Annotated in this window: 25 protein-coding genes; 15 read left to right on the top strand and 10 right to left on the bottom strand. The window is 71.4% G+C overall.

Annotated features, from left to right (window positions below):
* Positions 1-15 precede the first annotated feature (15 nt).
* The 4 genes from cobN to F4559_RS35405 all read left to right on the top strand — a co-directional run bounded on the left by cobN (position 16) and on the right by F4559_RS35405 (position 7,966).
* Positions 16-3,573, top strand: coding sequence for a cobaltochelatase subunit CobN (gene cobN / locus F4559_RS22060; RefSeq protein ID WP_184676096.1), 3,558 nt, complete (start codon positions 16-18; stop codon positions 3,571-3,573).
* Between the two features lie 5 nt (positions 3,574-3,578).
* The gene (locus tag F4559_RS22055; protein WP_312865763.1) at positions 3,579-4,478 is read left to right on the top strand and encodes a LacI family DNA-binding transcriptional regulator; all 900 of its coding nucleotides are present in this window, start codon (positions 3,579-3,581) and stop codon (positions 4,476-4,478) included.
* A 396-nt stretch (positions 4,479-4,874) separates the two neighbouring features.
* Positions 4,875-7,580, top strand: coding sequence for an nSTAND1 domain-containing NTPase (locus F4559_RS22050; protein WP_184671545.1), 2,706 nt, complete (start codon positions 4,875-4,877; stop codon positions 7,578-7,580).
* Between the two features lie 80 nt (positions 7,581-7,660).
* Positions 7,661-7,966, top strand: a complete 306-nt coding sequence (locus F4559_RS35405) for a LapA family protein (protein ID WP_312865762.1) — start codon at positions 7,661-7,663, stop codon at positions 7,964-7,966.
* A gap of 318 nt (positions 7,967-8,284) precedes the next feature.
* Here F4559_RS35405 and F4559_RS22040 read toward each other — a convergent pair whose 3' ends face one another.
* A complete protein-coding gene (locus tag F4559_RS22040; RefSeq protein ID WP_184671538.1) occupies positions 8,285-9,475 on the bottom strand; it encodes an ROK family transcriptional regulator in 1,191 nt (396 codons plus the stop codon).
* A 102-nt stretch (positions 9,476-9,577) separates the two neighbouring features.
* On the opposite strand from F4559_RS22040, the gene F4559_RS22035 reads away from it, so the two are divergent.
* Positions 9,578-10,585: an NAD-dependent epimerase/dehydratase family protein gene (locus F4559_RS22035; protein WP_184671536.1), complete on the top strand. Its 1,008-nt coding sequence runs from the start codon at positions 9,578-9,580 to the stop codon at positions 10,583-10,585.
* A gap of 2 nt (positions 10,586-10,587) precedes the next feature.
* Here the strand turns inward: F4559_RS22035 and F4559_RS36810 are convergent, their stop codons facing one another.
* Positions 10,588-10,821: a DUF6480 family protein gene (locus tag F4559_RS36810; protein ID WP_184676092.1), complete on the bottom strand. Its 234-nt coding sequence runs from the start codon at positions 10,819-10,821 to the stop codon at positions 10,588-10,590.
* Positions 10,822-11,055: 234 nt separating this feature from the next.
* On the opposite strand from F4559_RS36810, the gene F4559_RS22025 reads away from it, so the two are divergent.
* Genes F4559_RS22025 through F4559_RS22015 form a run of 3 tightly spaced genes read left to right on the top strand, consistent with a single transcriptional unit; the run spans position 11,056 to position 12,601 of the window.
* Positions 11,056-11,631, top strand: coding sequence for a nucleotidyltransferase (locus tag F4559_RS22025; RefSeq protein ID WP_184671534.1), 576 nt, complete (start codon positions 11,056-11,058; stop codon positions 11,629-11,631).
* The gene (locus F4559_RS22020; protein WP_184671532.1) at positions 11,628-11,876 is read left to right on the top strand and encodes a BON domain-containing protein; all 249 of its coding nucleotides are present in this window, start codon (positions 11,628-11,630) and stop codon (positions 11,874-11,876) included. Before F4559_RS22025 ends, F4559_RS22020 begins: the two co-directional genes overlap by 4 nt.
* A complete protein-coding gene (locus tag F4559_RS22015) occupies positions 11,873-12,601 on the top strand; it encodes a metallophosphoesterase family protein (RefSeq protein WP_184671530.1) in 729 nt (242 codons plus the stop codon). Before F4559_RS22020 ends, F4559_RS22015 begins: the two co-directional genes overlap by 4 nt.
* A gap of 53 nt (positions 12,602-12,654) precedes the next feature.
* Here the strand turns inward: F4559_RS22015 and F4559_RS22010 are convergent, their stop codons facing one another.
* Positions 12,655-13,131: an SRPBCC family protein gene (locus F4559_RS22010; protein WP_184671528.1), complete on the bottom strand. Its 477-nt coding sequence runs from the start codon at positions 13,129-13,131 to the stop codon at positions 12,655-12,657.
* Between the two features lie 506 nt (positions 13,132-13,637).
* Between F4559_RS22010 and F4559_RS36500 the strand changes: the two genes are divergently transcribed.
* Together F4559_RS36500 and F4559_RS21995 are read left to right on the top strand one after the other, a co-directional pair.
* Positions 13,638-14,480 (top strand): DUF6328 family protein, encoded by an 843-nt coding sequence (locus F4559_RS36500; RefSeq protein ID WP_312865761.1) that lies wholly within the window; start codon positions 13,638-13,640, stop codon positions 14,478-14,480.
* A gap of 57 nt (positions 14,481-14,537) precedes the next feature.
* A complete protein-coding gene (locus F4559_RS21995) occupies positions 14,538-14,918 on the top strand; it encodes a VOC family protein (protein ID WP_184671524.1) in 381 nt (126 codons plus the stop codon).
* 206 nt (positions 14,919-15,124) lie between these two features.
* Here F4559_RS21995 and F4559_RS21990 read toward each other — a convergent pair whose 3' ends face one another.
* From F4559_RS21990 to F4559_RS36495, 3 genes are all read right to left on the bottom strand, one after another.
* Positions 15,125-15,529: a ChaB family protein gene (locus F4559_RS21990; protein ID WP_184671522.1), complete on the bottom strand. Its 405-nt coding sequence runs from the start codon at positions 15,527-15,529 to the stop codon at positions 15,125-15,127.
* 62 nt (positions 15,530-15,591) lie between these two features.
* Complete coding sequence (locus tag F4559_RS21985; RefSeq protein WP_184671520.1) at positions 15,592-16,194, bottom strand: response regulator transcription factor; 603 nt, start codon at positions 16,192-16,194, stop codon at positions 15,592-15,594.
* Positions 16,195-16,483: 289 nt separating this feature from the next.
* On the bottom strand, positions 16,484-17,608 hold the full coding sequence (locus F4559_RS36495) for a sensor histidine kinase (protein WP_184671518.1): 1,125 nt from the start codon (positions 17,606-17,608) through the stop codon (positions 16,484-16,486).
* A 109-nt stretch (positions 17,609-17,717) separates the two neighbouring features.
* Here F4559_RS36495 and F4559_RS21975 point away from each other — a divergent pair, with 109 nt between their 5' ends.
* Together F4559_RS21975 and F4559_RS21970 are read left to right on the top strand one after the other, a co-directional pair.
* A complete protein-coding gene (locus F4559_RS21975; protein WP_184671516.1) occupies positions 17,718-18,599 on the top strand; it encodes an ABC transporter ATP-binding protein in 882 nt (293 codons plus the stop codon).
* Complete coding sequence (locus F4559_RS21970; RefSeq protein ID WP_184671514.1) at positions 18,596-19,297, top strand: ABC transporter permease; 702 nt, start codon at positions 18,596-18,598, stop codon at positions 19,295-19,297. Before F4559_RS21975 ends, F4559_RS21970 begins: the two co-directional genes overlap by 4 nt.
* Before the next feature lie 30 nt (positions 19,298-19,327).
* Here the strand turns inward: F4559_RS21970 and F4559_RS35385 are convergent, their stop codons facing one another.
* Positions 19,328-19,813 (bottom strand): winged helix-turn-helix domain-containing protein, encoded by a 486-nt coding sequence (locus F4559_RS35385; RefSeq protein ID WP_184671512.1) that lies wholly within the window; start codon positions 19,811-19,813, stop codon positions 19,328-19,330.
* Positions 19,814-19,893: 80 nt separating this feature from the next.
* Between F4559_RS35385 and F4559_RS21960 the strand changes: the two genes are divergently transcribed.
* Complete coding sequence (locus F4559_RS21960) at positions 19,894-20,727, top strand: aldo/keto reductase (RefSeq protein ID WP_184671510.1); 834 nt, start codon at positions 19,894-19,896, stop codon at positions 20,725-20,727.
* A gap of 18 nt (positions 20,728-20,745) precedes the next feature.
* Here F4559_RS21960 and F4559_RS21955 read toward each other — a convergent pair whose 3' ends face one another.
* Complete coding sequence (locus F4559_RS21955; RefSeq protein ID WP_184671508.1) at positions 20,746-21,246, bottom strand: DUF2087 domain-containing protein; 501 nt, start codon at positions 21,244-21,246, stop codon at positions 20,746-20,748.
* A 105-nt stretch (positions 21,247-21,351) separates the two neighbouring features.
* On the opposite strand from F4559_RS21955, the gene F4559_RS21950 reads away from it, so the two are divergent.
* The gene (locus F4559_RS21950) at positions 21,352-22,038 is read left to right on the top strand and encodes a hypothetical protein (RefSeq protein WP_184671506.1); all 687 of its coding nucleotides are present in this window, start codon (positions 21,352-21,354) and stop codon (positions 22,036-22,038) included.
* Between the two features lie 72 nt (positions 22,039-22,110).
* Here F4559_RS21950 and F4559_RS21945 read toward each other — a convergent pair whose 3' ends face one another.
* Positions 22,111-23,301 carry an ABC transporter substrate-binding protein gene (locus F4559_RS21945; protein ID WP_184671504.1) on the bottom strand — a complete coding sequence of 397 codons (1,191 nt, stop codon included), beginning with the start codon at positions 23,299-23,301 and terminating at the stop codon, positions 22,111-22,113.
* Positions 23,302-23,616: 315 nt separating this feature from the next.
* Positions 23,617-23,778, bottom strand: coding sequence for a hypothetical protein (locus F4559_RS21940; protein WP_184671502.1), 162 nt, complete (start codon positions 23,776-23,778; stop codon positions 23,617-23,619).
* A 131-nt stretch (positions 23,779-23,909) separates the two neighbouring features.
* Between F4559_RS21940 and F4559_RS21935 the strand changes: the two genes are divergently transcribed.
* The gene (locus F4559_RS21935) at positions 23,910-25,865 is read left to right on the top strand and encodes an APC family permease (protein ID WP_184671500.1); all 1,956 of its coding nucleotides are present in this window, start codon (positions 23,910-23,912) and stop codon (positions 25,863-25,865) included.
* The last annotated feature ends 186 nt before the right edge of the window (positions 25,866-26,051 follow it).

Raw genomic sequence — 26,051 nt, 5'->3', positions numbered from 1 at the left:
GGGATGGAGCCGTACGTGATCCTGCTGCTGTCGACCTCCGACACGGACCTGCTGTCCGCCCGTTCCAGCGGCGCCGACTACCGGTTGGGCAACCCGGCCCGGCTCGGCGTGGACGACCTGCCGGCGCTGGTCGAGGGCGTGGACCTGGTCGTCGTGCGCATCCTCGGCGGTCGGCGCATGTGGGAGGAGGGCCTGGACGCGCTGCTGGCCGGCCCGCGCCCGGTCGTGGTGCTCGGCGGCGAGCAGAACCCGGACGCGCAGCTCATGGAGCTGTCGACCGTGCCCGGCGGCGTCTGCGCCGAGGCGCACGCCTACCTGGCCCACGGCGGCCCGGCCAACCTCGCCGAGCTGCACCGGTTCCTGTCCGACACGGTCCTGCTGACCGGTTTCGGCTTCGCGCCGCCGGTGGCCGCGCCCACGTGGGGCGTGCTGGACCGGTCCGCGCCCGCGGGCGACGGGCCGACCGTCGCCGTCCTGTACTACCGGGCGCACCACGTGGCCGGGAACACCGCGTTCGTGCACGCGCTGTGCGACGCGATCGAGGAACGGGGCGGGCGTCCGCTGCCGGTGTACTGCGCGTCGCTGCGCACGCCCGAGCCCGAACTGCTCGCGGAGCTGGGCAAGGCGGACGCGCTGGTCGTGACCGTGCTCGCGGCGGGCGGCACGAAGCCCGCGACCGCGTCGGCCGGTGGCGACGACGACGCGTGGGACGTGGGCGCGCTGGCCGCGTTGGACATCCCGATCCTCCAGGGCCTGTGCCTGACCTCCAGCCGGGCCGACTGGGCCGACAACGACGACGGTCTGTCCCCTTTGGACACCGCGACGCAGGTGGCCATCCCCGAGTTCGACGGCCGGATCATCACGGTGCCGTTCTCGTTCAAGGAGGTCGACGAGGACGGGCTGACCGTCTACGTGGCCGACCCCGAGCGCGCGTCGCGCGTGGCCGGGATCGCCGTGCGGCACGGGCGGTTGCGGCACATCCCGGCCGCCGAGAAGCGCATCGTGGTGATGCTCTCGGCGTACCCGACCAAGCACTCGCGCATCGGCAACGCGGTCGGCCTGGACACCCCGGCCAGCGTCGTGCGGCTGCTGAAGGCGTTGCGGGACAACGGCTACGACATCGGCGAGGACCTGCCGGGCGTGGACAACCAGGACGGCGACGCGCTCATCCACGCGTTGATCGCGGCCGGCGGCCAGGACGCGGACTGGCTCACCGAGGCGCAGCTCCAGGGCAACCCGGTCCGGCTGCCCGCCGCCCGCTACCGCGAGTGGTACGGCACGCTGCCGGCCGACTTCCGCGACGAGATCGAGGGGCACTGGGGTGCCGCGCCCGGCGAGCTGTTCGTCGACCGGTCGCGTGACCGCGACGGCGAGATCGTGCTCGCGGCGTTGCGTTCGGGCAACGTCGTGGTGATGGTGCAGCCGCCGCGCGGCTTCGGCGAGAACCCGATCGCGATCTACCACGACCCCGAGCTGCCGCCCAGCCACCACTACCTGGGCGCGTACCGGTGGCTGGAGAGCGAGTTCGGCGCGGACGCCGTCGTGCACGTGGGCAAGCACGGCAACCTGGAATGGCTGCCCGGCAAGGCGGTCGGCCTGTCGGCGGGCTGCGGTCCGGACGCGGCGCTGGGCGACCTGCCGCTGGTCTACCCGTTCCTGGTCAACGACCCGGGCGAGGGCACGCAGGCCAAGCGGCGCGTGCACGCCACGCTCGTTGACCACCTCGTGCCGCCGATGGCCCGTGCGGACTCGTACGGCGACATCGCGCGGCTGGAACAGCTCCTCGACGAGCACGGCAACATCGCCGCGATGGACCCGGCCAAGCTGCCCGCCATCCGGGCGCAGATCTGGACGCTGATCCAGGCCGCCAAGCTCGACCACGACCTCGGCCTGACCGACCGGCCGCACGACGCCGAGTTCGACGACCTGATCCTGCACGTCGACGGCTGGCTGTGCGAGATCAAGGACGTGCAGATCCGCGACGGCCTGCACGTGCTCGGCCAGGTGCCCACCGGGGTCGACCGGGTCAACCTGGTGCTCGCCATCCTCCAAGCCAAGCAGATGTGGGCCGGGCGCTCCGCGCTGCCGGGCCTGCGCGAGGCGCTGGGGCTGGCCGACTCCTCGCGGACCTCGGTGGACGCGGTCGAGGAGCGTGCGCGCGAACTCGTCCAGGCCATGGAGGACGCGGACTGGGACGTGGCCGTCGCGCGGTCGCTGACCGACGACGCGGACGTGGCCGCGATCCTGGAGTTCGCGGCCGTCGAGGTCGTGCCCAGGCTGGCGCGGACGACCGACGAGCTGACCAACGTGCTGCACGCGTTGAACGGCGGTTACGTGCCCGCCGGGCCGAGCGGGTCGCCGTTGCGCGGCCTGGTGAACGTGCTGCCGACCGGGCGCAACTTCTACTCCGTGGACCCCAAGGCCGTGCCGTCCAGGCTGGCGTGGGAGACCGGGCAGGCCATGGCCGACTCGTTGCTGGAGCGCTACCGGGCCGACCACGACGGCGAATGGCCGGCGTCGGTCGGCCTGTCGGTGTGGGGCACCTCGGCGATGCGCACGTCCGGCGACGACGTGGCCGAGGTGTTGGCGCTGCTGGGCGTGCGGCCGACGTGGGACGAGCAGTCCCGGCGCGTGACCGGGCTCGAGGTCGTGGACCCGGACGAGCTGGGCCGGCCGCGCGTCGACGTGACCGTGCGGATCAGCGGGTTCTTCCGCGACGCGTTCCCGCACGTCGTGGCGCTGCTCGACGACGCGGTCCGGCTCGTGGCGGCGTTGGACGAGCCCGATGGGTCCAATTTCGTCCGGGCGCACGCCCAGGCGGACCTCGCCGCGCACGGCGACGAGCGGCGGGCGACGTTGCGGATCTTCGGCTCCAAGCCGGGCGCGTACGGCGCGGGCATCCTGCCGTTGATCGACAGCCGCAACTGGCGTGGCGACGAGGACCTCGCCGAGGTCTACGCGGTGTGGGGCGGGTACGCGTACGGGCGCGGCGTCGAGGGTGTGGCGGCGCGGACGGACATGGAGACCGCGTACAAGCGGATCTCCGTGGCGGCCAAGAACATCGACACGCGCGAGCACGACATCGCCGACTCGGACGACTACTTCCAGTACCACGGCGGCATGGTCGCCACGGTGCGCGCGCTGACCGGCAAGGCACCGGCCGCGTACGTCGGCGACAGCACGCGGCCCGACGCGGTGCGCACGCGGACGTTGCACGAGGAGACCAACCGCATCTTCCGTGCGCGCGTGGTGAACCCGCGTTGGCTCGCGGCCATGCGCAAGCACGGGTACAAGGGCGCGTTCGAACTGGCCGCGACCGTCGACTACCTGTTCGGCTTCGACGCCACGACGGGCGTGGTGGCGGACTGGATGTACGAGAAGCTCACCGAGAGCTACGTGCTCGACCCGGAGAACCGCAAGTTCCTGGAGGAGAGCAACCCGTGGGCGCTGCACGGCATCGCCGAGCGGTTGCTGGAGGCGGCCGACCGGGGGCTGTGGGAGCACCCGTCGGCGGAAACGTTGGACAGCCTCAAGGAGATCTACCTGAAGACCGAGGGTGATCTGGAGGACTGACGGCCGTGAGACCTGTGACCCGGCTGGAAGAGGTGGCCCTCGAAGCCGGGGTGTCCAAGTCGACGGTGTCGCGCGTGGTGAACGGCGGACCGTACGTGAGCGCACGGGCACGTTCGGCGGTCCTGGCCGCGATCGACCGCCTGGGGTACCGGCCCAACCAGGCCGCGCGCAGTCTGGCGGGCAACCGCACCGACTGCGTCGGCCTGGTGGTGGGGGACCGGTCCTTCGACGCGGGGTTGGCGGATCTGCTGCGTGGGGTGGACACGGTGTTGTCCGGTCTTGGGCTGCGGTTGGTCGTGTCCACGGGGGCTTCGGTGGACGGGGTGGACGGGGTTCTGCGGGTGGGTGGTGGGGGTGTTCCCGCCGGGGTGCCTGTGGTGTCTTTTGGTCATGCGGTCGGTGTTCCGTATGTGGCGGTCGACGACTTTTCCGGTGGTGTGGCGGCGGTTCGGCATCTCGTGGGGCGGGGGCGGCGGCGGATCGCGGCCATCGCCGGGGGTGGGGATGTGGACCGGTTGAACGGGTGGTACCGGGGGATGGGGCGGGCGGGGTTGTCGGCGGACCTGGTGGTGCGTGCGGAAGCCGATCCTGCTTCCGGTGCGCGTGCGATGTCCGTGTTGTTGTCTTCCGAGCCTGGGTTGGACGGGGTGTTCGTGGGTTCGGATGTTCTGGCGTACGGGGCTTTGGAGGTTCTTCGGACTCGCGGGCTTGGGGTTCCTTCCGATGTGGCCGTCGTGGGGTTCGGTGATCTGCCGTCCTCTTCGGTGGTGGGGCTTACCGCTGTTCGTCCTGATCACGAGTCTTTGGGGCGGAGCGCCGCTCACCTGATGGCTACCGTGTTGTCGGGTTCTCCCGTGCCTCCTTTCACCCTGGTTCCCCCCTCTCTGGTCCTCCGCTCCACCTGACCTCGCGAGTCCTCTTCTTCCGGGTGACCCCTATGGCGCGAGTTATGCGTTCGGACACCGCGAGTTGTGCATTCAGGCACCGTGAGTTGTGCGTTCGGACACGCATCGTGGGCTGGGTGTGGGCCTTGTCGTCGCTTGCTGTCTTCAGCTCTTCGCATCTGCTCCGTGATCGGGTTCTCACGGTCTGCTACAGGGTGTTACGCCGAACCGGGGTTGGTGTGGGCGAGAGGGCGGTGGGTCCAGGACCTGGCGCATACACTGCGTGTGCTCGGCACCACACTCGTGGCGCGGGGTGTGGTCCTCGCGTCGGGGTGGTGGAGGTCGTATCCGAAGTCTGGACGGCGACGGGGGCCACCGCGCAGAATGCCGGGGCGATTCCGCCAGGGGGTGTGACAGGTGCCGCGAGGTGAGCGACCGCTCGACGTCGGGGACAGTCCGCTGCTCCGGTTCGCCGCCGATCTTCGTTCCCTGCGGGACAGGTCCGGCGGGCAGAGCTACCGGCAGCTTGGGGCGCGGGCGCACTATTCCGCCACGACGTTGTCCGACGCGGCCGGTGGGCGTCGCCTGCCGACGTTGGCCGTGACCCTTGCCTACGTCCGGGCCTGTGAAGGGGACGTCGACGAGTGGGAGGACCGGTGGCACCAGGTCGCGGCCGAGGTGTTGCCGACGCCCGAGCCCGTGCCGGGCGAGGGGAATCCGCCTTACGCCGGGCTCGCCGCGTTCCAGACCGAGGATGCCGACTGGTTCTTCGGGCGTGACCGGGTGCTCGACGACCTCGACAAACGCATGGCCGGGCATCGTTTCGTGGCGCTGTTCGGGGCTTCCGGGGCCGGCAAGTCCTCGTTGTTGCGGGCCGGGCTCGTGCCGCGGTTCGACGGGCGGGCGATCGTCACCACGCCGAGCTCCTCGGGTGTTCGGGTGTCCGAACTCGATCTTGCCGCCGACCTGGTCATCGTCGACCAGTTCGAAGAGGTGTTCACGCTCTGCCCCGACGTCGACCAGCGCACCGCCTACATCGACGCCCTGCTGGACGCGCCCTGCCGGGTGGTACTCGGGGTGCGTGCCGACTTCTACGGCCACTTCGCCCAGCACCCGCGCCTGGTCGCGGAGGTGACCGACGGTCAGCTCCTGCTCGGACCGATGGGTCCCGAGGAGCTTCGACAGGCGATCATGCAACCCGCCGTCAAAGCCTCGTGCACGGTCGAGACCGCGCTGGTCTCCCGGCTCGTCGCGGACGCCACCGGCCAGTCCGGCGTGCTGCCGCTGCTCTCCCACGCCCTGCTGGAGACGTGGCGACGTCGCCGTGGCACGACCCTCACCCTCGCCGGCTACGAGGCGGCCGGCGGCGTGCAGCACGCGATCGCGCAGACCGCCGAACGCACCTACACGTCGTTGGAGAAGCAGCAACGCGTGCTCGCCCGGCAGGTCTTCCTGCGCCTTACGGCGTTGGGCGACGGCACCGAGGACACCAAACGCCGTCTGCCGCGTGCCGAACTCGACAACGACGTGGACGTCGACGTTGTGCTCGACCGGCTCGCGCACGCGCGCCTGCTCACCCTCGACCGCGACGGCGTGGAAATCTCGCACGAGGCGTTGATCCGGTCCTGGCCCCGGCTGCGCGGCTGGCTCGCCGAGGACCGCGACGGCCTGCGCACCATGCGCCAGCTCACCGAGGCCGCGGCGACGTGGGACTCGCTCGGCCGCGACCCGGACGCGCTCTACCGGGGCACCCGGTTGGACACCGCGGTGGAGTGGACGCGACGTGACGGCGTGCGGACCAGCAGCCGTGAGCGCCAGTTCCTCGCCGAGAGCGAGCAGGCCCGTGACCGGGAACGGCGTCTCGCGCACCGGCACACCCGACGCCTGCGGCAGCTCGTGGCGTTGCTGCTGGTGTTGCTGCTGTGCGCGGGCACGGCCGTGGTGTTGGCGATCCGGGCGCAGAAGACCGCCGCCGAGGAGCGCAACCGGGCCATCGCGTGGTCGCTCAACAGCGACGCCCAGGGCGTGCGTGCGTCCGATCCGCAACTGGCCAACCAGCTTGTGCTCGTCGCGCACCGCCTCAGCCCGAACGACGACCTGCGCGAGAGCGTGCTGAGCGCCAACGCCGCGACGACGCCGGACATGGTGACCCGCTCGGCGTTCCCGTCGGACTCCACGTTGCGGCCGGACGGTCGTTCGCTGCCGGACGTGCGCGTGCCGGAGAAGGCAGACGGCCGTTATCACCGGTTGGGCGACATGACGCAGCCGCCGAACACCGTGACGTCGATGGCGGTCAACGGCGTGCAACAGGCGTTCGCGACGACGCTCGGCGAGGGCATCGGCCGCATCTGGGACCAGACCGACGTGCTCAAACCGACCGTGACCTACCGGTTCCCGATGCCGCTGGCGCAGATCGTGTACTCGCCGAGCGGACGGATCGTGGCCACGGCGACGGCCGACGGTGCGGTCACGCTGTGGGACGTGGTCGATCCCACCCAGCCGATGCAACATGGCACGACGGCCAAGGAGCGGCCGTTGTCCGGGCTGACGTTCTCTGCCGACAGCCGGATGTTGATCACCTGGGACGACAGCGGACGGATCCGGTTCTGGGACGTGACCCGACTCGAGGAGCCGCAGCGCAAGGGCGGATTCCTGGCGGGTCGCAACGTGACCGCCGTGACGATGTCGGAGGACGGCCGACGGCTGGCGATCGGCGCGGCCGACGGCACGGTCGAGGTGCGCGACCTGACGACCCTGTCCATGCCCCGGCGCATCGCCGTGGTCGACGGGCACCAGAGCGGCGTGCGCGCGCTGGCGTTCCGCGGCGGGGCGAACGACGAGCTGGTCAGCGTGGGCAGCGACGACACCGTGCGGCAGTGGGCCGTGACGGGCCAGTCGCTGACGTCGAAGGCCCGCGTCAGCGGCCGGACGTCGGGGGTGATCACCGTGTCGTTCGCCGGCACGACGGCGGTGACGTCGAACGCGGACGGCACCACACGCCCCTGGGAGTTCGACTTCGGCAAAGCGGTGGCGGCGATCTGCGCGGAGGTCGACGCCCCCATAACGCGCGAACAGTGGGACCGCTACGTGAAGGCGTTGGAATTCCGACCACCCTGTTCCTGAACGTCCCGAACGGTCCCGAACCACAAAGTTCCCGACCACTCCGGTGGCAGCCGCACCCACGGGGTTCGATACTCGGGCCCGTGACCTCCGCTCCCGAACCGGACGACAACGCCGCAGGTCCGCCCCCGGCACGGGTAGCCGACCAGCCGGTGGCCCGACACACGAGGATCAGCGGCACGTGGACGGCGGTACTCGCGTCGATCGTGGTGCTGACACTCCTGCTGGTGTTCATACTCCAAAACCTGACCGATGCCACCGTCCACTTCCTGGGCGGCTCAAGCACACTGCCACTCGGAGTGGCACTCCTGTTCGCAGCGATCGCAGGCGCGATCCTGGTGGCATTGGTAGGCGCCGCCCGAGTCCTCCAACTGCGCCGCAAGCGTTGACGACAGCCTCACACACGCACTCATCACACGACGGCAGCAGGCCGGTGGGGCAACACCCCTGAGTGCCCCTCCGGCGGTCAGCCCGAGCGGCGAGCGTGCCCTTCACGCTTCCCAAACCACCCCGCACGACACCCACCACACACCGGCAACCAACCCCGGAACAACCCACCAACGGGGATCCCGGCCCCGAACGCGAGACACCCGCCTTTCGGCGCCCCAACGCACAACTCGCGGTGCCTGAACGCACAACTCGCGGTGCCTGAACGTATAACTCGCGCCATAGGGGGGCACCCGGAAGAAGGTGCCCGAGTGTCTATTTCAGGGTGTCCGAGCGGAGGACTCGCGAGGTCGGAGGGTGGAGGTCAGGTACGTGTCGGGGTCCTCCAGGATGGTCCGCACGGCCTCCGTGGCAGCCCCGCGCATGGCGGCATCCGCACCCACCGTGGAAGCGACAACCCGAACCGGCGTCCACCGGGCACTCACCACCCGACGCCCCAGTTCGGCCATCAAGGGGTCACGTAACCGCGGGAACAACCGGGCGTAGATCCCACCCAGCACCACGGTCGGGATGTTGAGCAGGTTCACCGCATCGGCCAACGCCACCCCCAACCACCGCGCGGCCGCATGCACCGCGGCCGTGGCCACCCGATCACGAGCCGACAGCCTCGACAGGAGATCGGCCAGATCCCGGGCCCCCGAACGACGGACCAACTCGACCGGCCCGGCGGCCTGCTCGAGACAGCCACGCGACCCGCACGGGCACCCCGGACCGCGAGGGTCGACGGACAGGTGCCCGAGTTCACCACCGAACCCGCCCACACCCCGGAACAGCTCGCCGTCCACCACCAACCCGGCACCGATCCCGAACTCGCCGGACACGTGCACGAAGTCGGACGCCCCGTACCCGTGCCACAACTCCGCCAACGCCGACATGTTCGCCTCGTTGCCCACCCGCACGGGCACGCCGATCCGCGAACTCAACCCGTCCCGCACGTCCACCTCGCGCCACCCCAGGTTCGGCGCGGTGCGCACGGTCCCGTCGGTCGACACCAGGCCCGGCACGGCCACCCCGACGCCCCCGACCTCGATCCCCCTGGCCAGCGCCGCCCGCACCGCGTCGGCCACCCGCGACAGCACGGTCTCCGGCGACAGCCGGCGGTTGTCCTCGCTGCGCGTCCACCGCGCGCACACCCGCCCGGCCAGGTCCACCAGGCACGTGCCCACGCGGTCGACGCCGATCTCCACGCCGAGCCCGTGCGGCCCGCTGGGCGACAGGTGCAGGGCGGTGCCCCGCCGACCCGGTCCGGAGCGGGCCTCGACGTCGCCCTCGGCGACCAGGTCGGCGGCGATGAGCTGCTCGACCAGCACGGACACGGTCACCTTGGTGAGTCCGGTCTGCGCCGCGATCGCGGCCCGCGACACGCCGGGCGACCCGGCGATCGCGTCGAGGACGAGCGCGGAGTTGAGCCGACGCACGGTGTGCCTGCTCGCGCGCTGCGGTCTGGACACGGCCGGATCGTAGCCGACGGCCCGAAGGTCCATTGTGGACGAATTAGGGGCTGCTCCGTTCGGCCGTCGCTTGCCCCGGCCGCGAGCGGGTACCCCGGGCGCATGAGGATCGTCGTGACCGGCGCGACCGGCAACGTGGGGACCGCTCTGCTGCGCCGCCTCGCGGCCGGACCGGACGTGCGGGTGCACGGCGTGTCCCGACGCCGCCCCGACCCCGTGGAGCCGTACGCCGGCGTCGACTGGACCCCGGTCGACCTCGCCCGCGAGGGCGCGGAGGAGGTGCTGTCCGGGGTGTTCGCGGACGCGGACGCCGTCGTGCACCTGGCCTGGAAGATCCAGCCGGGACGCGACGAGACCGCGCTGTTCCGCACCAACGTGGCGGGCAGCGACCGGGTGTTCCACGCGGCCGTCGCGGCGGGCGTCCGCCACCTGGTGCACCTGTCCTCGGTCGGCGCGTACTCACCGGCGGTGAAGGACCGGCCCAAGGACGAGACCTGGCCGACGGACGGCGTCCGGACCTCCGCGTACAGCCGCCACAAGGCCGCGGTCGAGCGGATTCTCGACGGCCTCGAACGCGACCACCCCGATCTCGTCGTCAGCCGGGTCCGGCCGGGCCTGATCCTGCAACCCGAGGCGGCTTCGGAGCTGCGGGACTACTTCCTGGGTCCGCTGGTGCCCACGTGGCTGTTCCGTACGCGGGTACCGCTCGTGCCGTTGCCGGACAACCTGGTGCTCCAGTTCGTGCACGCCGACGACGTGGCCGACGCCCTGGCCCTGCTGGTGCGCGAACGCATCGGCGGTGCGGTCAACCTCGCGGCCGAGCCGGTGCTCACGCCCCGTGACCTCGCGGCGGCGCTGGGTGGCCGGCGCGTCCCGCTGTCGCCGTCGGTCCTGCGGTTCCTGGTCGGCCTCACGTGGCGGCTGCGGCTGCACCCGAGCCCGCCGGGCTGGCTCGACCTGGCCCTGACCACGCCGGTCCTCGACACGACCAAGGCCCGCGACCTCGGCTGGAAGCCGCGTCACGACGCCCGGAGCACCCTCAGGGCCCTGGTGAAGGCCATGGGTGTCCAGGCTGCGCACAAGGGGAGCCCGCCGCTCGACAAGGGGTGAGGTCAGACCAGCGTGGTCCACCCCATGACCTGGGAGACCAGGAACGCCAGGCTCAGCAGCACGATCACGAACAGGATGATGATCGCCGCGGTCTGGAGTCGTCGGGCCGGTGTCCGCTCGCGGTGCGACAGGCCCGACGTCTGTCCCGATTCGGGCGGTGTGTCGCCCGGGGCCACGCCGCCGCCCGGCTCCAGGCCCGGCGTGCGGACGGGATCGGGGTCCACCGACGTGTCCAGGTCGGGGACGTGGCCGTACGGCGGCTCGGGCACCGGCTTCGCCGCGGCCGGTCGGGAAGGCGCCGGCTGCCGGGGAGCCGGCGGGGTCAGGCGGGGCGTGCCGGCCGATCCGCGCACGGCCGTCCGGTGTCCTCTGTGGTCTGTCGCCCGGTGGCCGGGCTTCGGTGTCGTCATGCGAACGGGCATACCCGGCGAACGCGGTGTGAACGCCCGAACCGTCGGGTAATCACGAACATGAGCGGTGTCCAGGACCAATTGCTGCGATCCCTGGTGAAAGTGGCCACGGCGTTGCGCCGGGAGGGAATCCCGTTCGCGCTGACCGGCGGCTGCGCGGTCTACGCGAGAGGGGGACCGGCCACGGAGCACGACGTCGACATCCTCGTGCGCGAGGAGGACGCGAAAGCGGCCCAGTCCGCGCTCGTCGCCACCGGCATGACGGCCGCCGAGGCGCCCGAGGACTGGCTGCTGAAGGTGTACGACGGCGACTCGCTGGTGGATCTGCTCCACCGTCCGAACGAGATCCGGGTGACCGACGACATCCTCGGCCTCGCCGAGGAACTCGCGGTCGGCTCCGTGACGCTCCCGGTCATGCCCGCGACCGAGGTGCTGATCAGCAAGCTCCTCGTGCTCGACGGCCACCGCTGCGACTTCAGCGAACTGCTGCCGTTCGCCCGCGCGCTGCGCGAGCAGATCGACTGGGACCGCGTCCGCCGCGCCACGTCCGCGTCGCCGTTCGCGGAGGCCTTCCTGCTGCTGGTCGAACGCCTCGACCTGATCGCGCCCGTCGTCCCGGTGAGGAGCGTGTCATGACCGCCGAGCAGTACCTGTCCGCACGTCTGCGGCGTGCGCTGGCCGAAGACCCGCGCACGGCCGAACTCGGTGTGCGCGTCACCGTCCGCGGCGACCACGTCCTGCTCTCGGGCGACGTGGCCTGCGCCGACCGCCGGGCCGACCTGGAGGCCGTCGTCCACGAGGCCGCGCCCGGGGTCACCGTGCTCGACGACGTACGCGTGGTGCCGGTGGGCGAGCCCGTCGGGCAGGAGGAGATCCGATGATCCGCATCGCCGCCGTCGGGGACGTGCACCTGGGTGAGGACGCGCGGGGCCGCCTGCGCCCCGCGCTCGACCGGATCGGCGAGCACGCCGACGTGCTGCTGCTCGCCGGCGACCTGACCCGGCACGGCACGGTCGACGAGGCGCGGGTCGCGGCCGACGAGTTCGCCGACCTGGCCGTGCCCGTCGTGGCCGTGCTGGGCAACCACGACCACCACGACGACCGGCCCGAGGAGGTGGCGGCCGTCCTGCGCGACTCGGGACTCACCGTGCTGGAGGGCGGGTCGGCCGTCTTCGACCTGCCCGGCGGCACGCTCGGCGTCGCGGGCGTGAAGGGGTTCGGCGGTGGGTTCGCGGGCAAGTGCGGGAGCGCTTTCGGCGAACGCGAGATGAAGGATTTCATCGGCCACACGGCCGGAATCGCCGAACGCCTGCGTGAGGCGTTGGGGGAGTTGCGTGTGGACGTGAAGGTGGCGTTGACCCACTACGCGCCCGTACCGGACACGCTGCGCGGCGAACCGCCGGAGATCTACCCGTTCCTGGGTTCCTACCTGCTCGGCGAGGCGATCGACGCGACCGGCGTGCAGTTGGCCGTGCACGGTCACGCGCACTTCGGCGTGGAGCACGGCATGACGCCCGGCGGTGTGCGGGTGCGCAACGTGGCCCAGCCGATCATCCGGTCCGCGTACTCGGTGTACGCCGTGGAGCCCGCTGTCGTCGAGGTGTGAACGTACGGAAAGGGGCGGCTCCCGATCGGGAGCCGCCCCTTTCGCCTGTCCGGTCAGCGGATGTCGCCGGCCTGCGGCGGCCGGTTCACGTCACCGCGCCACGAACCGGTCTCGTTCGGACGGTTCTCGATGAACTCCTTGAAGCGCTTGAGATCTCCCTTGACGCGGTGCTCGACGATGCCGAGCGCGGCACCGGCCTTCTCGGTCAGGGTCTCGGGGGCGTACTCCATCTGCAGGTGGACCCGCGTGGTGCGGTCGTCGATCCGGTGGAACGTCACGACACCGGCCTGCCGCGGGCCGTCGACGGTGTGCCAGGCGACCCGCTCGTCGGCGTGCTGCTCGGTGATCTCGGCGTCGAACTCCCGGGCGACGCCGCCGATCTTGGTGACCCAGTGCGTGCGCTTGTCGTCCACCTGGGTGATGCGCTCGACGCCCTCCATGAAGCTGGGGAAGGTCTCGAACTGCGTCCACTGGTTGTACGCGGTCGTGACCGGGACCTCGACGTCTGCGGACTTCTCGATCGTCGTCACAGTGACTCTCTCCTCGGTGGTCGACTTCATTCCCTCTTCGTGTACCCGTGTCGCATCCGTTGACACATCCGGATCCGATTCTTCGTGGACTGTCCTCAGTGGACTGTCGAGGGATTTCACGCGAACGGACCGGTTTGACGAAGGCGCGACGTGGCACACGAGAGCCATGGACCACTCGGTCGCGCCCGTGCTGGACGCCCTCGCCGAGGATTACGCGCGCGGGCACGTCCCGTTCGTCCCACCCGGCCACAAGCAGGGCCGCGGCGTCGACCCGCGGGTGCTCGACGTGCTCGGCCGCGACGTGGTCCGGTCCGACGTGATCCTGATGAACGGGCTCGACGGCCGGTCCATGAGCGGGCAGGTCCTGGCCAGGGCCGGGGAGACGCGGGCGCGGACCTGTGCGTCACCAGCGTGCACAAGATGTGCGCCGGCCTGGAGCAGGGTTCCGTCTACCACCCGCGGAGCGACCGCGTGGACGCCCGCGTGCTGGGCATGTGGATCGGCTGGTGACCGCCGTCGAGGACCTCGCCCGCCATGTCGACACGCTGCCCCGGACCAGGCCGGTCGACCTGCCCGAGCCCGGTGAACTCGAACTGGAGCAGGCCATGCGGCCCCGGGACGCGTTCATCGCCCAGGCCGAACACGTGCGGCTGCGCCAGTCCGTGGGCCGGGTGTGCGCGAAGACCATCAGCCCGTACCCGCCCGGCGTGCCGGCCGCGCTGCCCGGCGAGGTGATCACCGAGGCGGTCGTCGACTACCCGCGCACCGGCCACGAGGCGGGCATGTTCCTGCCCGACCCGACCGCGACCTGGATGCGATCCGCGTGGTTGACCGGAAGGTGTGACGGGTACCTCGTCCGGGTGAACAGAGCGGAGGAGACCCACCAGCGTCGGCTGGCGCGGAACTTCAGCGAGTTGTTGCAGGAGCTGCGGGTTGCCCAGGGTGGAGTGCAGATCCTGTTCGGCTTCCTGCTCTCGATCGCGTTCACGGATCGCTACGCGCGGACCGACACGTACATCCGGGTCACCCACCTGTGCACCGTGTTGCTCGCCGCCGGGGCGGTCGCGTTGCTCACCGCACCCGCCGCGTGGCACCGCATCCTGTTCCGGCAGGGGCGGCGCGAGGACATCATCGAGGTGGCGAACCGGTTCGCCGTGGCGGGTCTGGTGTTCCTCGCGCTGGCCATGGTCGGCACGTTGCTGCTGCTCGCCGAGATCACCTTCGGCGGTTGGCAGTCCACCGCCGTCGGCATCGGTGCCGCGGTGGTGTTCGGCAGCCTGTGGTTCGTCATGCCGCTGCGGGAACGCGGCCAGACCGATTTCGAGGACGAGCCCGAGCAGGTGGACTAGCGACCGTGCCGCGGTCTTCCGGTACGGTCGCGCTTCTACTCCGAGGGCGGGATTTCCATGGCATGTCGCATCAGTGAACTCGTACTCGGCTGCCGCGAGCCCGAGGTGCTGGCGCGGTTCTGGTGCGAGGTCCTGGACTTCGTCGTCCTCGGCCGCGAGGACGACGGCTCCGTGGAGATCGGTCCGCGCGAGGGGTTCGGCGGTGCGCAGCCGACGCTGTTCCTGAGCCGCCGTGACGAGCCCGAGCCGGGCAAGTCCCGCCTGCACATCGACGTCAACGCCACCGACCGCGACCAGGACGCCGAACTCGAACGCCTGCTCGCGCTCGGCGCGCGCCCGGCCGACATCGGGCAGACCGGCGAGGAGCCGTGGCACGTCCTGGTCGACCCGGAGGGCAACGAGTTCTGCCTGCTCAAGAGGCGCCTCGATCCGCTCTAGGGCTTGAGGAGCACCTTTACGGCGCCGTCCCTCTTGTGCCCGTGGGCGCCTAGGCCGGCAGCGCAGGGTGGGTCGTCGACGAGCGGATGTCGTCCACGACCCGCCCGTACAGCTTGGTGTAGCCGAACAGCGCCGCACCCGACCTGTGCGCGCACCCCGGTGGTCCTGTGGTGAAGGCCGTCGTTCCAGGGCCTTCTCCCGGCTGCTCACCGACTCGAACCGGCGCGTTGCGCGGTCTCGCGCCTGTTGGCCTTGTCGATGGCCTCGACGAGTTCCTTCTTGGTCATCGTGGACCGACCCGGCACGGCCAGCCGCTTGGCCACGTCGTAGAGGTGCTGTTTGGTCGCGTTGGCGTCCACGCCGCCGTGCGTGCGCCCGGTTCGGGGAGCGTGGCGGGCGGCCTGCTTCTCGGACGATCCTTTGTGGTCCTTGGCTTCCCAGTGGTCGCCGACCTTCTCGAACGAGTGCTTGAGCGCCGAAAAGGCGGTGCGGTGGGACCTTTCGCCCTCGCCGTAGCTCTCGACGGCCGAGTCGTGCGCCTTGATCCAGGTCCGCTGGGCCTTCTTCGACGAGCGGGCGACCGTGCTCGGCAGTTCCTGACGTCCGGGCATCACGCCCTCCTTCCGTGGACGGTGTCGAGCCCGGGTTACCCGCGTGCGGCGCGGGCATGCGGTCAGATCCAGCCCTCCTCCCACGCCAGGCGCGCGGCCTCGTAGCGGGTGCCGGCGTGCAGCTTGGTCATGGCCGACGACAGGTAGTTGCGCACGGTGCCGGGCGCGAGATGCGTCTCCCGCGCGATGACCGCGACCGTGCCGCCGTGCAGGGCGTGGCGCAGTACGTCGAGTTCGCGCGCGGTCAACGGGCACGCGCCCTCGGTCAGCGCGGCGGCGGCGATCTCGGAGTCCACGTACCGGCGTCCGGCGTGCACGTCGCGCAGGATGGACGCGAGCTGCGCGGCGGGCGTGGTCTTGGGCACGAACCCGCGCACGCCCGCGCTCAGCGCCCGCCGCAGCACACCCGGCCGCGCGTGGCGGGTCACGATCACCACGGCCACGCCGTCCAGGTCGCGCACGGCCTCGGCCGCGAGGACCCCGTCGCGACGGGGCATCTCCAGGTCGAAGACGGCGATGTCGGGCCGGTGCCGGCGCACGGCCTCGACGGCGGCTTCGCCGTCGCCGACCTGCTCGACCACCCGGATGTCGTCCTCCAGGTCCAGCAGCGCCGCCAGGGCGCCCCGGATCAGGTCCTCGTCGTCGGCCAGCACCACCCTGATCACCGGGCCACCTCGGCGCGAGGATCGAGGTGCGGTCGCCGCACTTTCGCGAGGCGGACCGTACGCCGGGCATCGGCACGCCGTCGAACACCGGCAGCCATCGCGACCGGCCCGGACGTGTGGGGTGCGCCGCCGGTCGGGCCACTGCCCCGGGCGGTGTCGGGCGACGCGAGCGGGTCGCCGTCGACGCGCGATCCCGTCCTGCCGGGGACGCCGTTCCCGGGTGTCGGTCGGGTAGGGAGCGGCCCGTGTCCGCAGCTGCCGGGCATGCCCGTCCGGTCCCGCCGGTCGTTCACCGGGACACCCCCGCCTGGCCGATCAGCGTGAAGTCCTCGCCGTCGGCCTCCACCTCGATGCGACCGCCGACCGCCGCGAAGCGTTCGCGCAGACCCGCGATGCCCGCACCCGGCTCACCCGGCGCACCCGCGCCGTCGTTGCCCAGCCGCACGTCCACCCGCCCGTCGACCACGACGATCTCCAGCCGGCAGCGGCGGGCCCGGCTGTGCCGCAGCACGTTCGTCGTCCCCTCGCGGACCAGGGCGCCGAACAGCGGCTGCAACGGCGGCGGCACGGCGGCGGCGTCGCCGGTCACCTCGGCGTCGATGCCCGCCGCACGCAGCACGCCCACCGCGTTCGTGATCTCCGTGCCCAGACTGGCCCGGCGGTAGCCCTGCACCACGTCACGCGTCTCACGCAACGCCGTGCGGGCCAGGTCGGCGGCATCACGGGCGTGCCGCCGCGCCTGCTCGTCGTCGCGCCCGGCGAGGCGTTCGGCGAGTTCGGCCTTCAGGGCGATGGCCTGGAGGTGGTGTCCCTGGATGTCGTGCAGGTCGGCGGCGAACCGCAGGCGTTCCTCGGCCACGGCCAGCGCCCGCTCGGTCTCGCGGGCCTTCTCCAGCCGCAGCACGACGTCCCAGAACCACAGCTGGGTCAGCAACGACCCGGTGTACACGAGCATCGACAGGCCGGGCATCAGCACGCCGTCGAACAGGCTCGGCCGGCCCAGCACACCACCGGCGGCGACGACGATCGCCGTGCCGCCGAACACCAGCAGCCACCGTGACCAGCCCGGACGCACCGTCACGACGTACGACACGACCAGCGCGGGCAGCACGGACCACACCGCCGAGATCGGCTGGACGCGGACGACCAGCGCCCATCCCAGCACCGCCACCGCGAAGGTCGCCACGTGTTCGAGGTCCGGGCCGACCCGGTGGTCCATCCCGCGCATCACGTGCGGCGTGTAGCGCAGGTACTGGCCGAACACGACCAGCAGCACGACGGTCAGCACCGCCGTCATCACCGGGCCGTAGCGCCCGGTGAGCAGGTCGATCGCGGACACCACACCGACCAGCACGGGGGCACCGACGACCATGCCCCAGGTCATACGCCGCACACCGACGGTCCCCGATCCCACCGGTCGAATCTACGAGGCGGATGTACCCGCTGTCTGCTGACATCTGTCACGGGCGGTGGTGTGCGCCGGCACTGCCGCTCGACCGTCCGCGTGACAGACCATCGAACGCATGCGAAACGTGATCGAGGTGACGGGCCTGAGGTGCCGCTACGGCGACTTCGAGGCAGTCCGGGGGATCGACCTCGAGGTCGCCGAGGGGGAGCTGTTCGCGTTGCTCGGCACGAACGGCGCCGGCAAGACGACGACCATGGAAACGCTGGAGGGCCTGCGGGCACCGAGCGCGGGCACGGTCCGCGTGCTCGGCGTCGATCCGTTCGCCGACCGCGACACCATCCGGGCACGGGCCGGGATCATGCTCCAGGAGAGCGGCTTCCCGGCCGACCTGACGGTGGCCGAGATGGTGCGGCTGTGGAGCCGCGACGCCGGGGACGCGCTCGACCGGCTCGACCTCGCCCATCGGCGCGACGTGCGGATCAAGCAGCTCTCCGGCGGCGAACGGCGGCGGCTCGACCTGGTGCTGGCCCTGCTGGGCCGGCCCGAACTGCTGTTCCTGGACGAGCCGACCACGGGCCTCGACCCCGAGTCGCGGCGCCGGACGTGGGACGTCGTGCGCGGGCTGCTCGCCGAGGGCACGACCGTGGTGCTGACGACGCACTACCTGGAGGAGGCCGAGTCGCTGGCCCACCGGCTGGCGATCATGGACCGGGGCGCGGTCGCGGTGTCGGGCACGCTCGTGGACGTGCTCGCCGCCCAGCCCGCGCGGATCGTGTTCGACATGCCGGGCCGGCTGGGCGTGGAGGCGCTGCCGATGCTCGCCGGCGACGTGGTGCACGAGCCGTCGGGACGGGTCGAGGTGCGCACCCGTGAACTCCAGGACGACCTGGGCGTGCTGCTGGCGTGGGCGGACCGCGAGGGACACCGGCTGAGCCGCCTCGTGGCCACGCACGCGTCGCTGGCGGACGTCTTCCACCGGACGAAGGAGGCGGCGTGATCGCCGAACTGGGTCGTGTCGAGCTGAAGCTGCTGCTGCGCAACCGGACCGCCGCGCTGACGGCCCTGGCGATGCCGGCGGCCATGGGCGTGTTCTTCGCGATGTCGATGGGCGGCGACGCGTCGTCCTGGGTGATGGTCGCGGCCTTCCAGCTCGCCTTCACGCTGGGGCTGGGCGTGTACGTGTCGACGGCGACGGCGCTGGTCGCGCGGCGTCAGGACCTCTACCTCAAGCGACTGCGCACGGTCGCGGCCGACCGGACCGTGCTGGCCGGGATCGTGGGTCCCACGGTCGTGCTGGGGTGCGTGCAGGCCGTGGTGCTGCTGGGAGTCAGCTTCGCGTTGGGTGCGCCCATGCCCGCGAACCCGCACTTCCTGCTGATCGCACTCGTGCTGGGCGCGGCGATGAGCGCGGCGGCCGGTGTCGCGACCAGCGGCGTGACCGCGACTCCCGAACTGGCGCAGACGACCACGCTGCCGTTCTTCGCGGCGCTGCTCGCGGGCGTGATCTGGGCGGGCGCGGCACCCGACGACCAGCGCGCGCTGCTGCTGCCGGGCAGCGGGCTGTTCGAGGCCGCGCGCGCCGCGTGGGCGGGGCCGACGGACCGGACCGCCATGTCCGTGCTGGTCATGGCGGTGTGGACGGCCGCTGCGATGGTCGCGGCACACCGGTACTTCCGGTGGGACCGCCGCGACTGACCATCCACAGTGGACTGTTAACGGGAGTCGCTACACCGCCAGGGCGTCGTGCTCGACGACCACGGAGAACGGGTCGTCCACTCGGTACCCGACCCCGCGCACGGTCGTGATCAGCGACGCGGCGTCGCCGAGCTTGCGCCGGATGCGCCGCACGTGCACGTCGACGGTTCGCGTGTCGACGAAACTGGTGGTGCCCCACACGCTGGTCATCAGCGAGGTCCGGCGGTGCACCTGGCGCGGGTGGGCGCACAGGTGGTGCAGCAGGTCGAACTCCAGGCGGGTCAGCTCGACCGGGACGCCGCGGTGCAGCACGCGGCGCGAGTCGACCATGACCCGCAGCGGGGGGTCGATCCGCCTGAGCGGCAGGTCGACGACGACCTCGGTGTCGGGGACGTCGAGGGCGGACCGCAGCGCCTCCGCGAGTTTCGAGGCGGTGTCCACGACCTGGCCGGACGGTGCGCTCAGGCGGATGACGACCGTCACGTCCACGCTCGTCACGTCTCCGGGTGCGCTCACGGTACAAGACGACCAGGATCGGTCGCTGTGAGTCAACGCCGTCCAGCCCGTGGACGGCGTTGACAAGGCATGATGTGGCCATGGCCACCACCGTCACCTTGAACAACGGCGTCGAGATGCCCAGCCTGGGCTTCGGCGTCTTCCAGGTGTCCTCTGAGGACACCCAGGCCGCCCTCGGCGAGGCACTGCGGGTCGGGTACCGCAGCATCGACACGGCCGCCGCGTACTTCAACGAGGAGGCCGTCGGTCGCACGCTCGCCGAGTCGGGAGTCGCCCGCGACGAGCTGTTCGTGACCACCAAGCTGTGGGTCGACGACCTCGGCCGCGACGCGACGCTGCGCGCGTTCGACGCGAGCCTGGAGCGGCTGGGCCTGGACCGGCTCGACCTCTACCTGATCCACTGGCCCGCGCCGGGCAAGGACCTGTACGTCGAGAGCTGGAAGGCGCTGGTCGAGCTGCGCGAGAGCGGCCGGGTCCGGGCCGTGGGCGTGTCCAACTTCCAGCCCGACCACCTGCGCCGGATCGTGGACGCGACCGGCGTCGTGCCGGCGGTGAACCAGGTCGAGCTGCACCCGCGCCTGTCGCAGGCCGGGCTGCGGGCCGTGCACGCCGAGCTGGGCATCGTGACCGAGGCGTGGAGCCCGCTCGCGCAGGGCGCCCTGCTCGGCGAGGACGCGATCGCCTCGATCGCGGCCAAGCACGGCCGCACGCCCGCCCAGGTCGTGCTGCGCTGGCACCTCCAGCTCGGCAACGTGGTGATCCCCAAGTCGGTCACGCCCAGTCGCATCGCCGAGAACTTCGCCGTCTTCGACTTCGAGCTGGACGCCGAGGACCTCGACCGGATCGCCGGTCTGGAGACCGGCGAGCGGATCGGCTTCGACCCCGACACGTTCAACGGGTTCGGTCGCGAGTGAGGATCCCGGCGGCCCCGTTCACACCTCGACGGGGCCGCCGGATCGCCAGTACTGGCCGTCCGCCCGTGACAGCAGGCCCTCGTCCACGAGGTACCGGCGCACAGTCACGTGGTCGATCCCGCCGCCGTCGCACCACTCGCGCAGCACGGCGTCGACGTCGCGTTCCGGATACCGGCGGCCCGGTTCGAAGGAAGCGCACACCTGTTCGAGTACCTCGCGACGGCGTTCGCGACGCGCCGGGAGCGCGATCAGCTTTTGACCGTTCACGAACGGGTCTCGGTTCGTGCGGTCGGTCCGCACGGCCTCCGCGAACAGCTCCGCGCGCAGTCGTAACGCCCCGTCCGCGCGCGTCACGAGTCCGGCGGATTCCAGTCTGCGCAGGGCATTCGCGGTGCTCCGGTCGTCCAAACCGGTCGCGTCGACGACCTGTCCGACGGTCCGCGAACCGAGGGCGAGCGCGGCCACGACACGCAGCCGGGAGGTGTCCGCGAGCAGGCCCACCAGTGAATCAGGGGTCACGACGGCGAGTTAACCCAACCCCGAGGTCTGGTGCACGTCCATTTCGGGCGGACCTTAATACCCGTGCACCTCTTCCCCTTGGCTTCGGTCGAAACCGTCTTCGGCATGCCGACCGAACACGCCCGCAAGTTCCAGTACGTGGCCGCCACGCAGGACATCGTCATCGACGTGCGGTCGACGAACCCGCACTCGGTGGCCTGGCTCAAGGCCGGCGCGCTGCCCAAGCCCGAGGCGGTGAAGGCGAAGACGATCGACGAGCCGGACCTGCACCTGGGCGCGACACCCCGGCAGCGCGGACTGGTCGGCTACTTCCGGCCGCTGCGGCCACACACCCGCGACCAGAGCTTGTTACGCAGGTACGAGCAGCGGCGCGCGGAGTTCGCGACGCTGCGCGACAAGATGGACCTGCTGGCACGCCGGGACGAGTACCACGTCGTCGACGGCGTGGTCCACGGCTACGACGCGCGTGGCAGACTCCAGCCGCTCACCGGCGACCACGACATCTTCGACATCCACACCTCCGGTGGGACCGTTCTCGGTGAACGGCGCTACCGGCACGCCATCACCACGATGGTCAACCTGCGCATGGGCGTGACGCACGGCGCGCACATGTTCTGGAACCCGACCACCGCGGCGGACCGTGCGATCTTCGAGTCGATCGCGCTCGGCGACGGCCCCAAACTGCGGTTCCACCCGGACGGCACGATGACCTCCGGCGACTACCGCCGGACCGACGCCGCCACGCCGATCCGCCGGCGGGTGCCCGCGCACCTGGAGGCGGTCGCCGTCTAGCGGTGGCGTTTCCCGACCACCGGGCATGCGGGACGGCGGAACGGCACTCGGGCCGTCCGCCGTCCGCCCGGATCAGCGCAGGTGGGGCGTGATGGCGCCGACCGCCTGCGCGGCGGCCCCCGCGGGTTCGGCCTCGCCGGTCAGCACCTGGCGCGCGGTCGCGGACAGGATGTCGGTGACGTCGCGGAACGTGTCGCTGTAGCGGGTACCGGCCCTGGTGTGCGGCATCTGCCGGGAGAAGCCCAGCGCGTTGGGGTCCCACTGCCAGGCGAAGTCCTCGATCATGTCGCGCTGGTAGGGGAGTGCGCCGAGCACGCCGCCGAGCTGCGTGATGTTGTCGCGGGTGCCGGAGATCCACGCCAGCAGCGCCCACGCGACGTCGCGGTGCGCGGACCGGTCCGAGACCGCCGCGACCTCGCCGACCAGCGGTGACGGGCTGTCCTGCGGCAACGGTCCGGACTGCCACGTCATGCCGGTCTGGTTGAGCACCGGGACCGACCACGGGCCGTCGATCATCATGGCGCACCGGCCGGCGCCGAACTCGCGTTCCAGGTCGGCGCGGCTCCAACCGGCCAGGTCCTTCGGCGCGGCGCCCGTCGTCACCAGGTCGTCCAAATAGGACAGTGCGGTGGCCGACGCGTCGGCGTCGCGCAGGTCGCCGTTGTCCCGCCACAGCAGGGGAAGGTAGGTCGAGGCCGCCTCGGTACCGGCGAAGCACAGGCCGTGCTTGCCGGTGGTCGCGGCCTGACGGGCCTTGTCGCGCACCTCGTCCCAGGTCGTGGGGACGGTGGGCACGAGATCCCGGTTGACGACCAGGCCGACGGTGCCCAGGCGGAAGGGGACGGCGCGGACCCGGCCGGCGACGGTGACGGCGTCGCGTGCCGAGTCGACCAGGGTGTCCTTGAACGGCAGCTTGCCGAAGCCGTCGGTGACGTCGGCGAGCGCGGCTTGCCGGTGTGGCAGGTCGAGGTGGTCGAGGACCAGGACGTCGGGCAGCGACCCGCTTGCCGCGGCCTGGTCGACGGCCTGCTCGAACTCGTCGGCGGCGAAGACCTTCCGCTCCACGTCGACGGTCCGGTGCTCGTCCTCGTACCGCTTGATCACCGCGTCGACCGCGGCCGAGACCTCGGGCGTGCCGCCGAGGCCGTCCCACCAGCCGATCACCGTCTTCGGTCCGGTGTCGGGCGCGGGTTCCGGTCCGCCACCTCCACAGGCCCCCACGACCACCGTCAACGACACGACGAGCACCGCGCGCCAGCGCATGCCGGTCCACCCTTCGGGTAAGGCGCCCCGTACACCGAATGGCCCCCGTCCTACCCGCCCCTCTTCGCCGCTGTCAAGATCACCGTCCCACCACGCTCCCCGCGAGTCCTCCACTCAGGCACCCTGAAATACGCACTCGGGCACCCTGAAACACGCGCTCGGACACCGGTCACCTGCGGGCTCGCGCTGTCCGAGTGCGTATTTCGGGGTGTCCGAACGCGTAACTCGGGGTGTCCGAGTGGAGGACTCGCGCGGGTGTGGGTGCGAAAGCAAATTCGGACGGCGTGCGAGAAGTGGGATGGCGCGTCGGCGAGGTCAGGGAGCGGACGAGGGCACGGGTTCGGGGATGGGCGGGGAGGGGAGGGGTATGGAGGGGAGGGGCAGGCCGGCTGCCATGGCCGCGAGCCGCTCCCGGCTGTCGGGCATCTCGGCGAGGTACATGGCCGCCAGCTCGTCGAAGATCGGTGTAGCGCTCACAACCGGGCATATTGACCGGACCGTCCCGAAGTTGCCGCTCATCTCACCTGTGTGGGTTACACACCGGTCGGTAATCCCGCACAGCGGCGGACACGCAGGCATGCTGTCGCCCGGACGAAAGGCGGACCCCGATGCCCGAGTACGCGATCCCCGCCGAGGTGGACAGTCCGGTTCGTCCGGTGACACCCGGATCCCGGCTGGGGCGGTGGCTGCTGGCCCACCGGGTCGCGCCCGCCGGTCCCGAGGCCGACCGGCACCACAACCCGAAACCGTGGTGGCAGATCCTGTGCCTCACCGGCGTCGACTACTTCTCCACGCTCTCCTACCTGCCCGGCATCGCCGCCCTGGCCGCCGGCGCCCTGTCCCCGCTCGCGACGCTGCTCATCGTCGTCCTGACGCTGCTGGGCATGCTGCCGATGTACCGCCGGGTCGCCCGCGAAAGCCCCGACGGCCAGGGGTCGGTCGCCATGCTGGAGAACCTGCTGTCGTTCTGGCGCGGCAAGCTGTTCGTGCTGGTCCTGCTCGGGTTCGTGGCCACGTCGTGGATCGTCACGATCACGCTCTCCTCCGCCGACGCCACGGTCCACCTGCTGGAGAACCCCTATCTCCCGGAGTTCCTGCACGGCAAGGCGGTCGCGATCACCGTCGTCCTGCTGCTCGTCCTGGGCGGCGTGTTCCTGCTCGGCTTCAGCGAGGCCGTCCTGGTCGCCATCCCGCTGGTCGCCCTCTTCCTGCTGCTCAACGCCGTCGTCGTGGGCGCCGGCGTCGTCGAACTCGTTACGCACCCCGAACTGACGGCGGACTGGACCGACCGCCTCGGCCGCGGCGACGTCGTCGGCCCGGCCGTGCTCGCGTTCCCGCTGCTGGTCCTGGGCCTGTCCGGCTTCGAGACCGGCGTCAGCATGATGCCGCTGATCAAGGCCGACGGCGCCGACCCGGCCGAACGCCTGGAGCACCGCGTCCGCAACACCCGCAAGCTGCTCACGACCGCCGCGCTGATCATGTCCGTGTACCTGGTCGCGACGAGCTTCATCACCACGGTCCTCATCCCGGAGGAGGCCTTCCAGGAGGGCGGCGAGGCCAACGGGCGCGCGCTCGCCTACCTCGCCCACCGCCACCTCGGCGAGGTCTTCGGTACCGCGTACGACATCGGCAGCGTGCTGATCCTGTGGTTCGCGGGCGCCTCGGCGATGGCCGGCCTGATCAACATCGTGCCCCGCTACCTGCCCGGCTACGGCATGGCGCCGGAGTGGGGACGCGCGGTCCGCCCGGTCGTCCTGGTGTACACCGCGATCTGCGTCGTGCTGACCTTCGCGTTCCACGCCGACGTCAACGCGCAGGCCGGCGCCTACGCCACCGGAATCCTCGCGATGATGGTCTCGGCCTCGGTCGCCGTCACGATCTCCGCGTGGCGGCGGCGCCGCCACGCGTCCGGCGTCGGGTTCACCGTGCTCACCCTGGTCCTGCTGTACGCGCTGGGGGAGAACGTCCGCGAGAAGCCCGACGGCATCGCGATCTCGGGCGCCTTCGTCCTCGGCATCGTCGTGATCTCCCTGGTGTCACGGGTGTCCCGCACGACGGAGCTGCGCGCGGACCGCATCGAGTTCACCGAACTGGCCCGCCGGTTCGTCACCGAGTCGCTGGCGCACGACGGCACGCTCAACATCATCGCCAACAAGCGCCAGGCCGGCGACGACGCCGAGTACCGGCACAAGGAGGCGACCCAACGCGGCCTCAACCCCGTGCCCGGCCGTGCCGCCGTGCTGTTCCTGGAGGTCGAGGTGGTCGACCCGTCGGACTTCTCCGACGTACTGCGGGTGCGCGCGATCGAAGTGGACGATCACCGCGTATTGCGGGTGGAGAGCCCGGCCGTGCCGAACGCGCTCGCGGCGATCCTGCTGGCCCTGCGCGACGCGACCGGCGTCCGGCCGCGCTGCTACTTCGAGTGGTCGGAGGGCAATCCGCTGGCCCACCTCTTCCGATACCTGATCCTCGGTCAGGGCGATACCGCGCCGCTCGTGCGCGAGATCCTGCGCAAGTGCGAGGCCGATCCCGCGCGCCGTCCCGCGATCCACGTCGGGGGCTGATCGGAAACTCGCGCGACAAATACGTTTACCGCGTCCGTAACGGTGGTACTCCGTGGCACGATGAGGCCGTAGGCGGCCACCGCCCCCCTAGGCCGCCTCAAGACCCGGCTGGAGCCCTACTCCCCCCAAGGGTTCCAGCCGGGCACTCTCCTCCCCGCGGTCGACCTCTCGGGCGGTGAACGATCA

The organism is Saccharothrix violaceirubra, assembly GCF_014203755.1.
Lineage (GTDB): Bacteria > Actinomycetota > Actinomycetes > Mycobacteriales > Pseudonocardiaceae > Actinosynnema > Actinosynnema violaceirubrum.
This window is presented reverse-complemented; position numbering and strand designations above follow the sequence as displayed.

Excerpts from the sequence above, each read along its gene's own strand:
- F4559_RS21975 (WP_184671516.1), top strand. The coding sequence starts at position 17,718 with ATGCGAAACGTGATCGAGGTGACGGGCCTGAGGTGCCGCTACGGCGAC.
- F4559_RS21950 (WP_184671506.1), top strand. The coding sequence starts at position 21,352 with ATGCCGACCGAACACGCCCGCAAGTTCCAGTACGTGGCCGCCACGCAG.
- F4559_RS21960 (WP_184671510.1), top strand. The coding sequence starts at position 19,894 with ATGGCCACCACCGTCACCTTGAACAACGGCGTCGAGATGCCCAGCCTG.
- F4559_RS22035 (WP_184671536.1), top strand. The coding sequence starts at position 9,578 with ATGAGGATCGTCGTGACCGGCGCGACCGGCAACGTGGGGACCGCTCTG.
- F4559_RS21995 (WP_184671524.1), top strand. The coding sequence starts at position 14,538 with ATGGCATGTCGCATCAGTGAACTCGTACTCGGCTGCCGCGAGCCCGAG.
- F4559_RS22015 (WP_184671530.1), top strand. The coding sequence starts at position 11,873 with ATGATCCGCATCGCCGCCGTCGGGGACGTGCACCTGGGTGAGGACGCG.
- F4559_RS22025 (WP_184671534.1), top strand. The coding sequence starts at position 11,056 with ATGAGCGGTGTCCAGGACCAATTGCTGCGATCCCTGGTGAAAGTGGCC.
- F4559_RS21935 (WP_184671500.1), top strand. The coding sequence starts at position 23,910 with ATGCCCGAGTACGCGATCCCCGCCGAGGTGGACAGTCCGGTTCGTCCG.
- F4559_RS22020 (WP_184671532.1), top strand. The coding sequence starts at position 11,628 with ATGACCGCCGAGCAGTACCTGTCCGCACGTCTGCGGCGTGCGCTGGCC.
- F4559_RS21945 (WP_184671504.1), bottom strand. The coding sequence starts at position 23,301 with ATGCGCTGGCGCGCGGTGCTCGTCGTGTCGTTGACGGTGGTCGTGGGG.
- F4559_RS21990 (WP_184671522.1), bottom strand. The coding sequence starts at position 15,529 with ATGCCCGGACGTCAGGAACTGCCGAGCACGGTCGCCCGCTCGTCGAAG.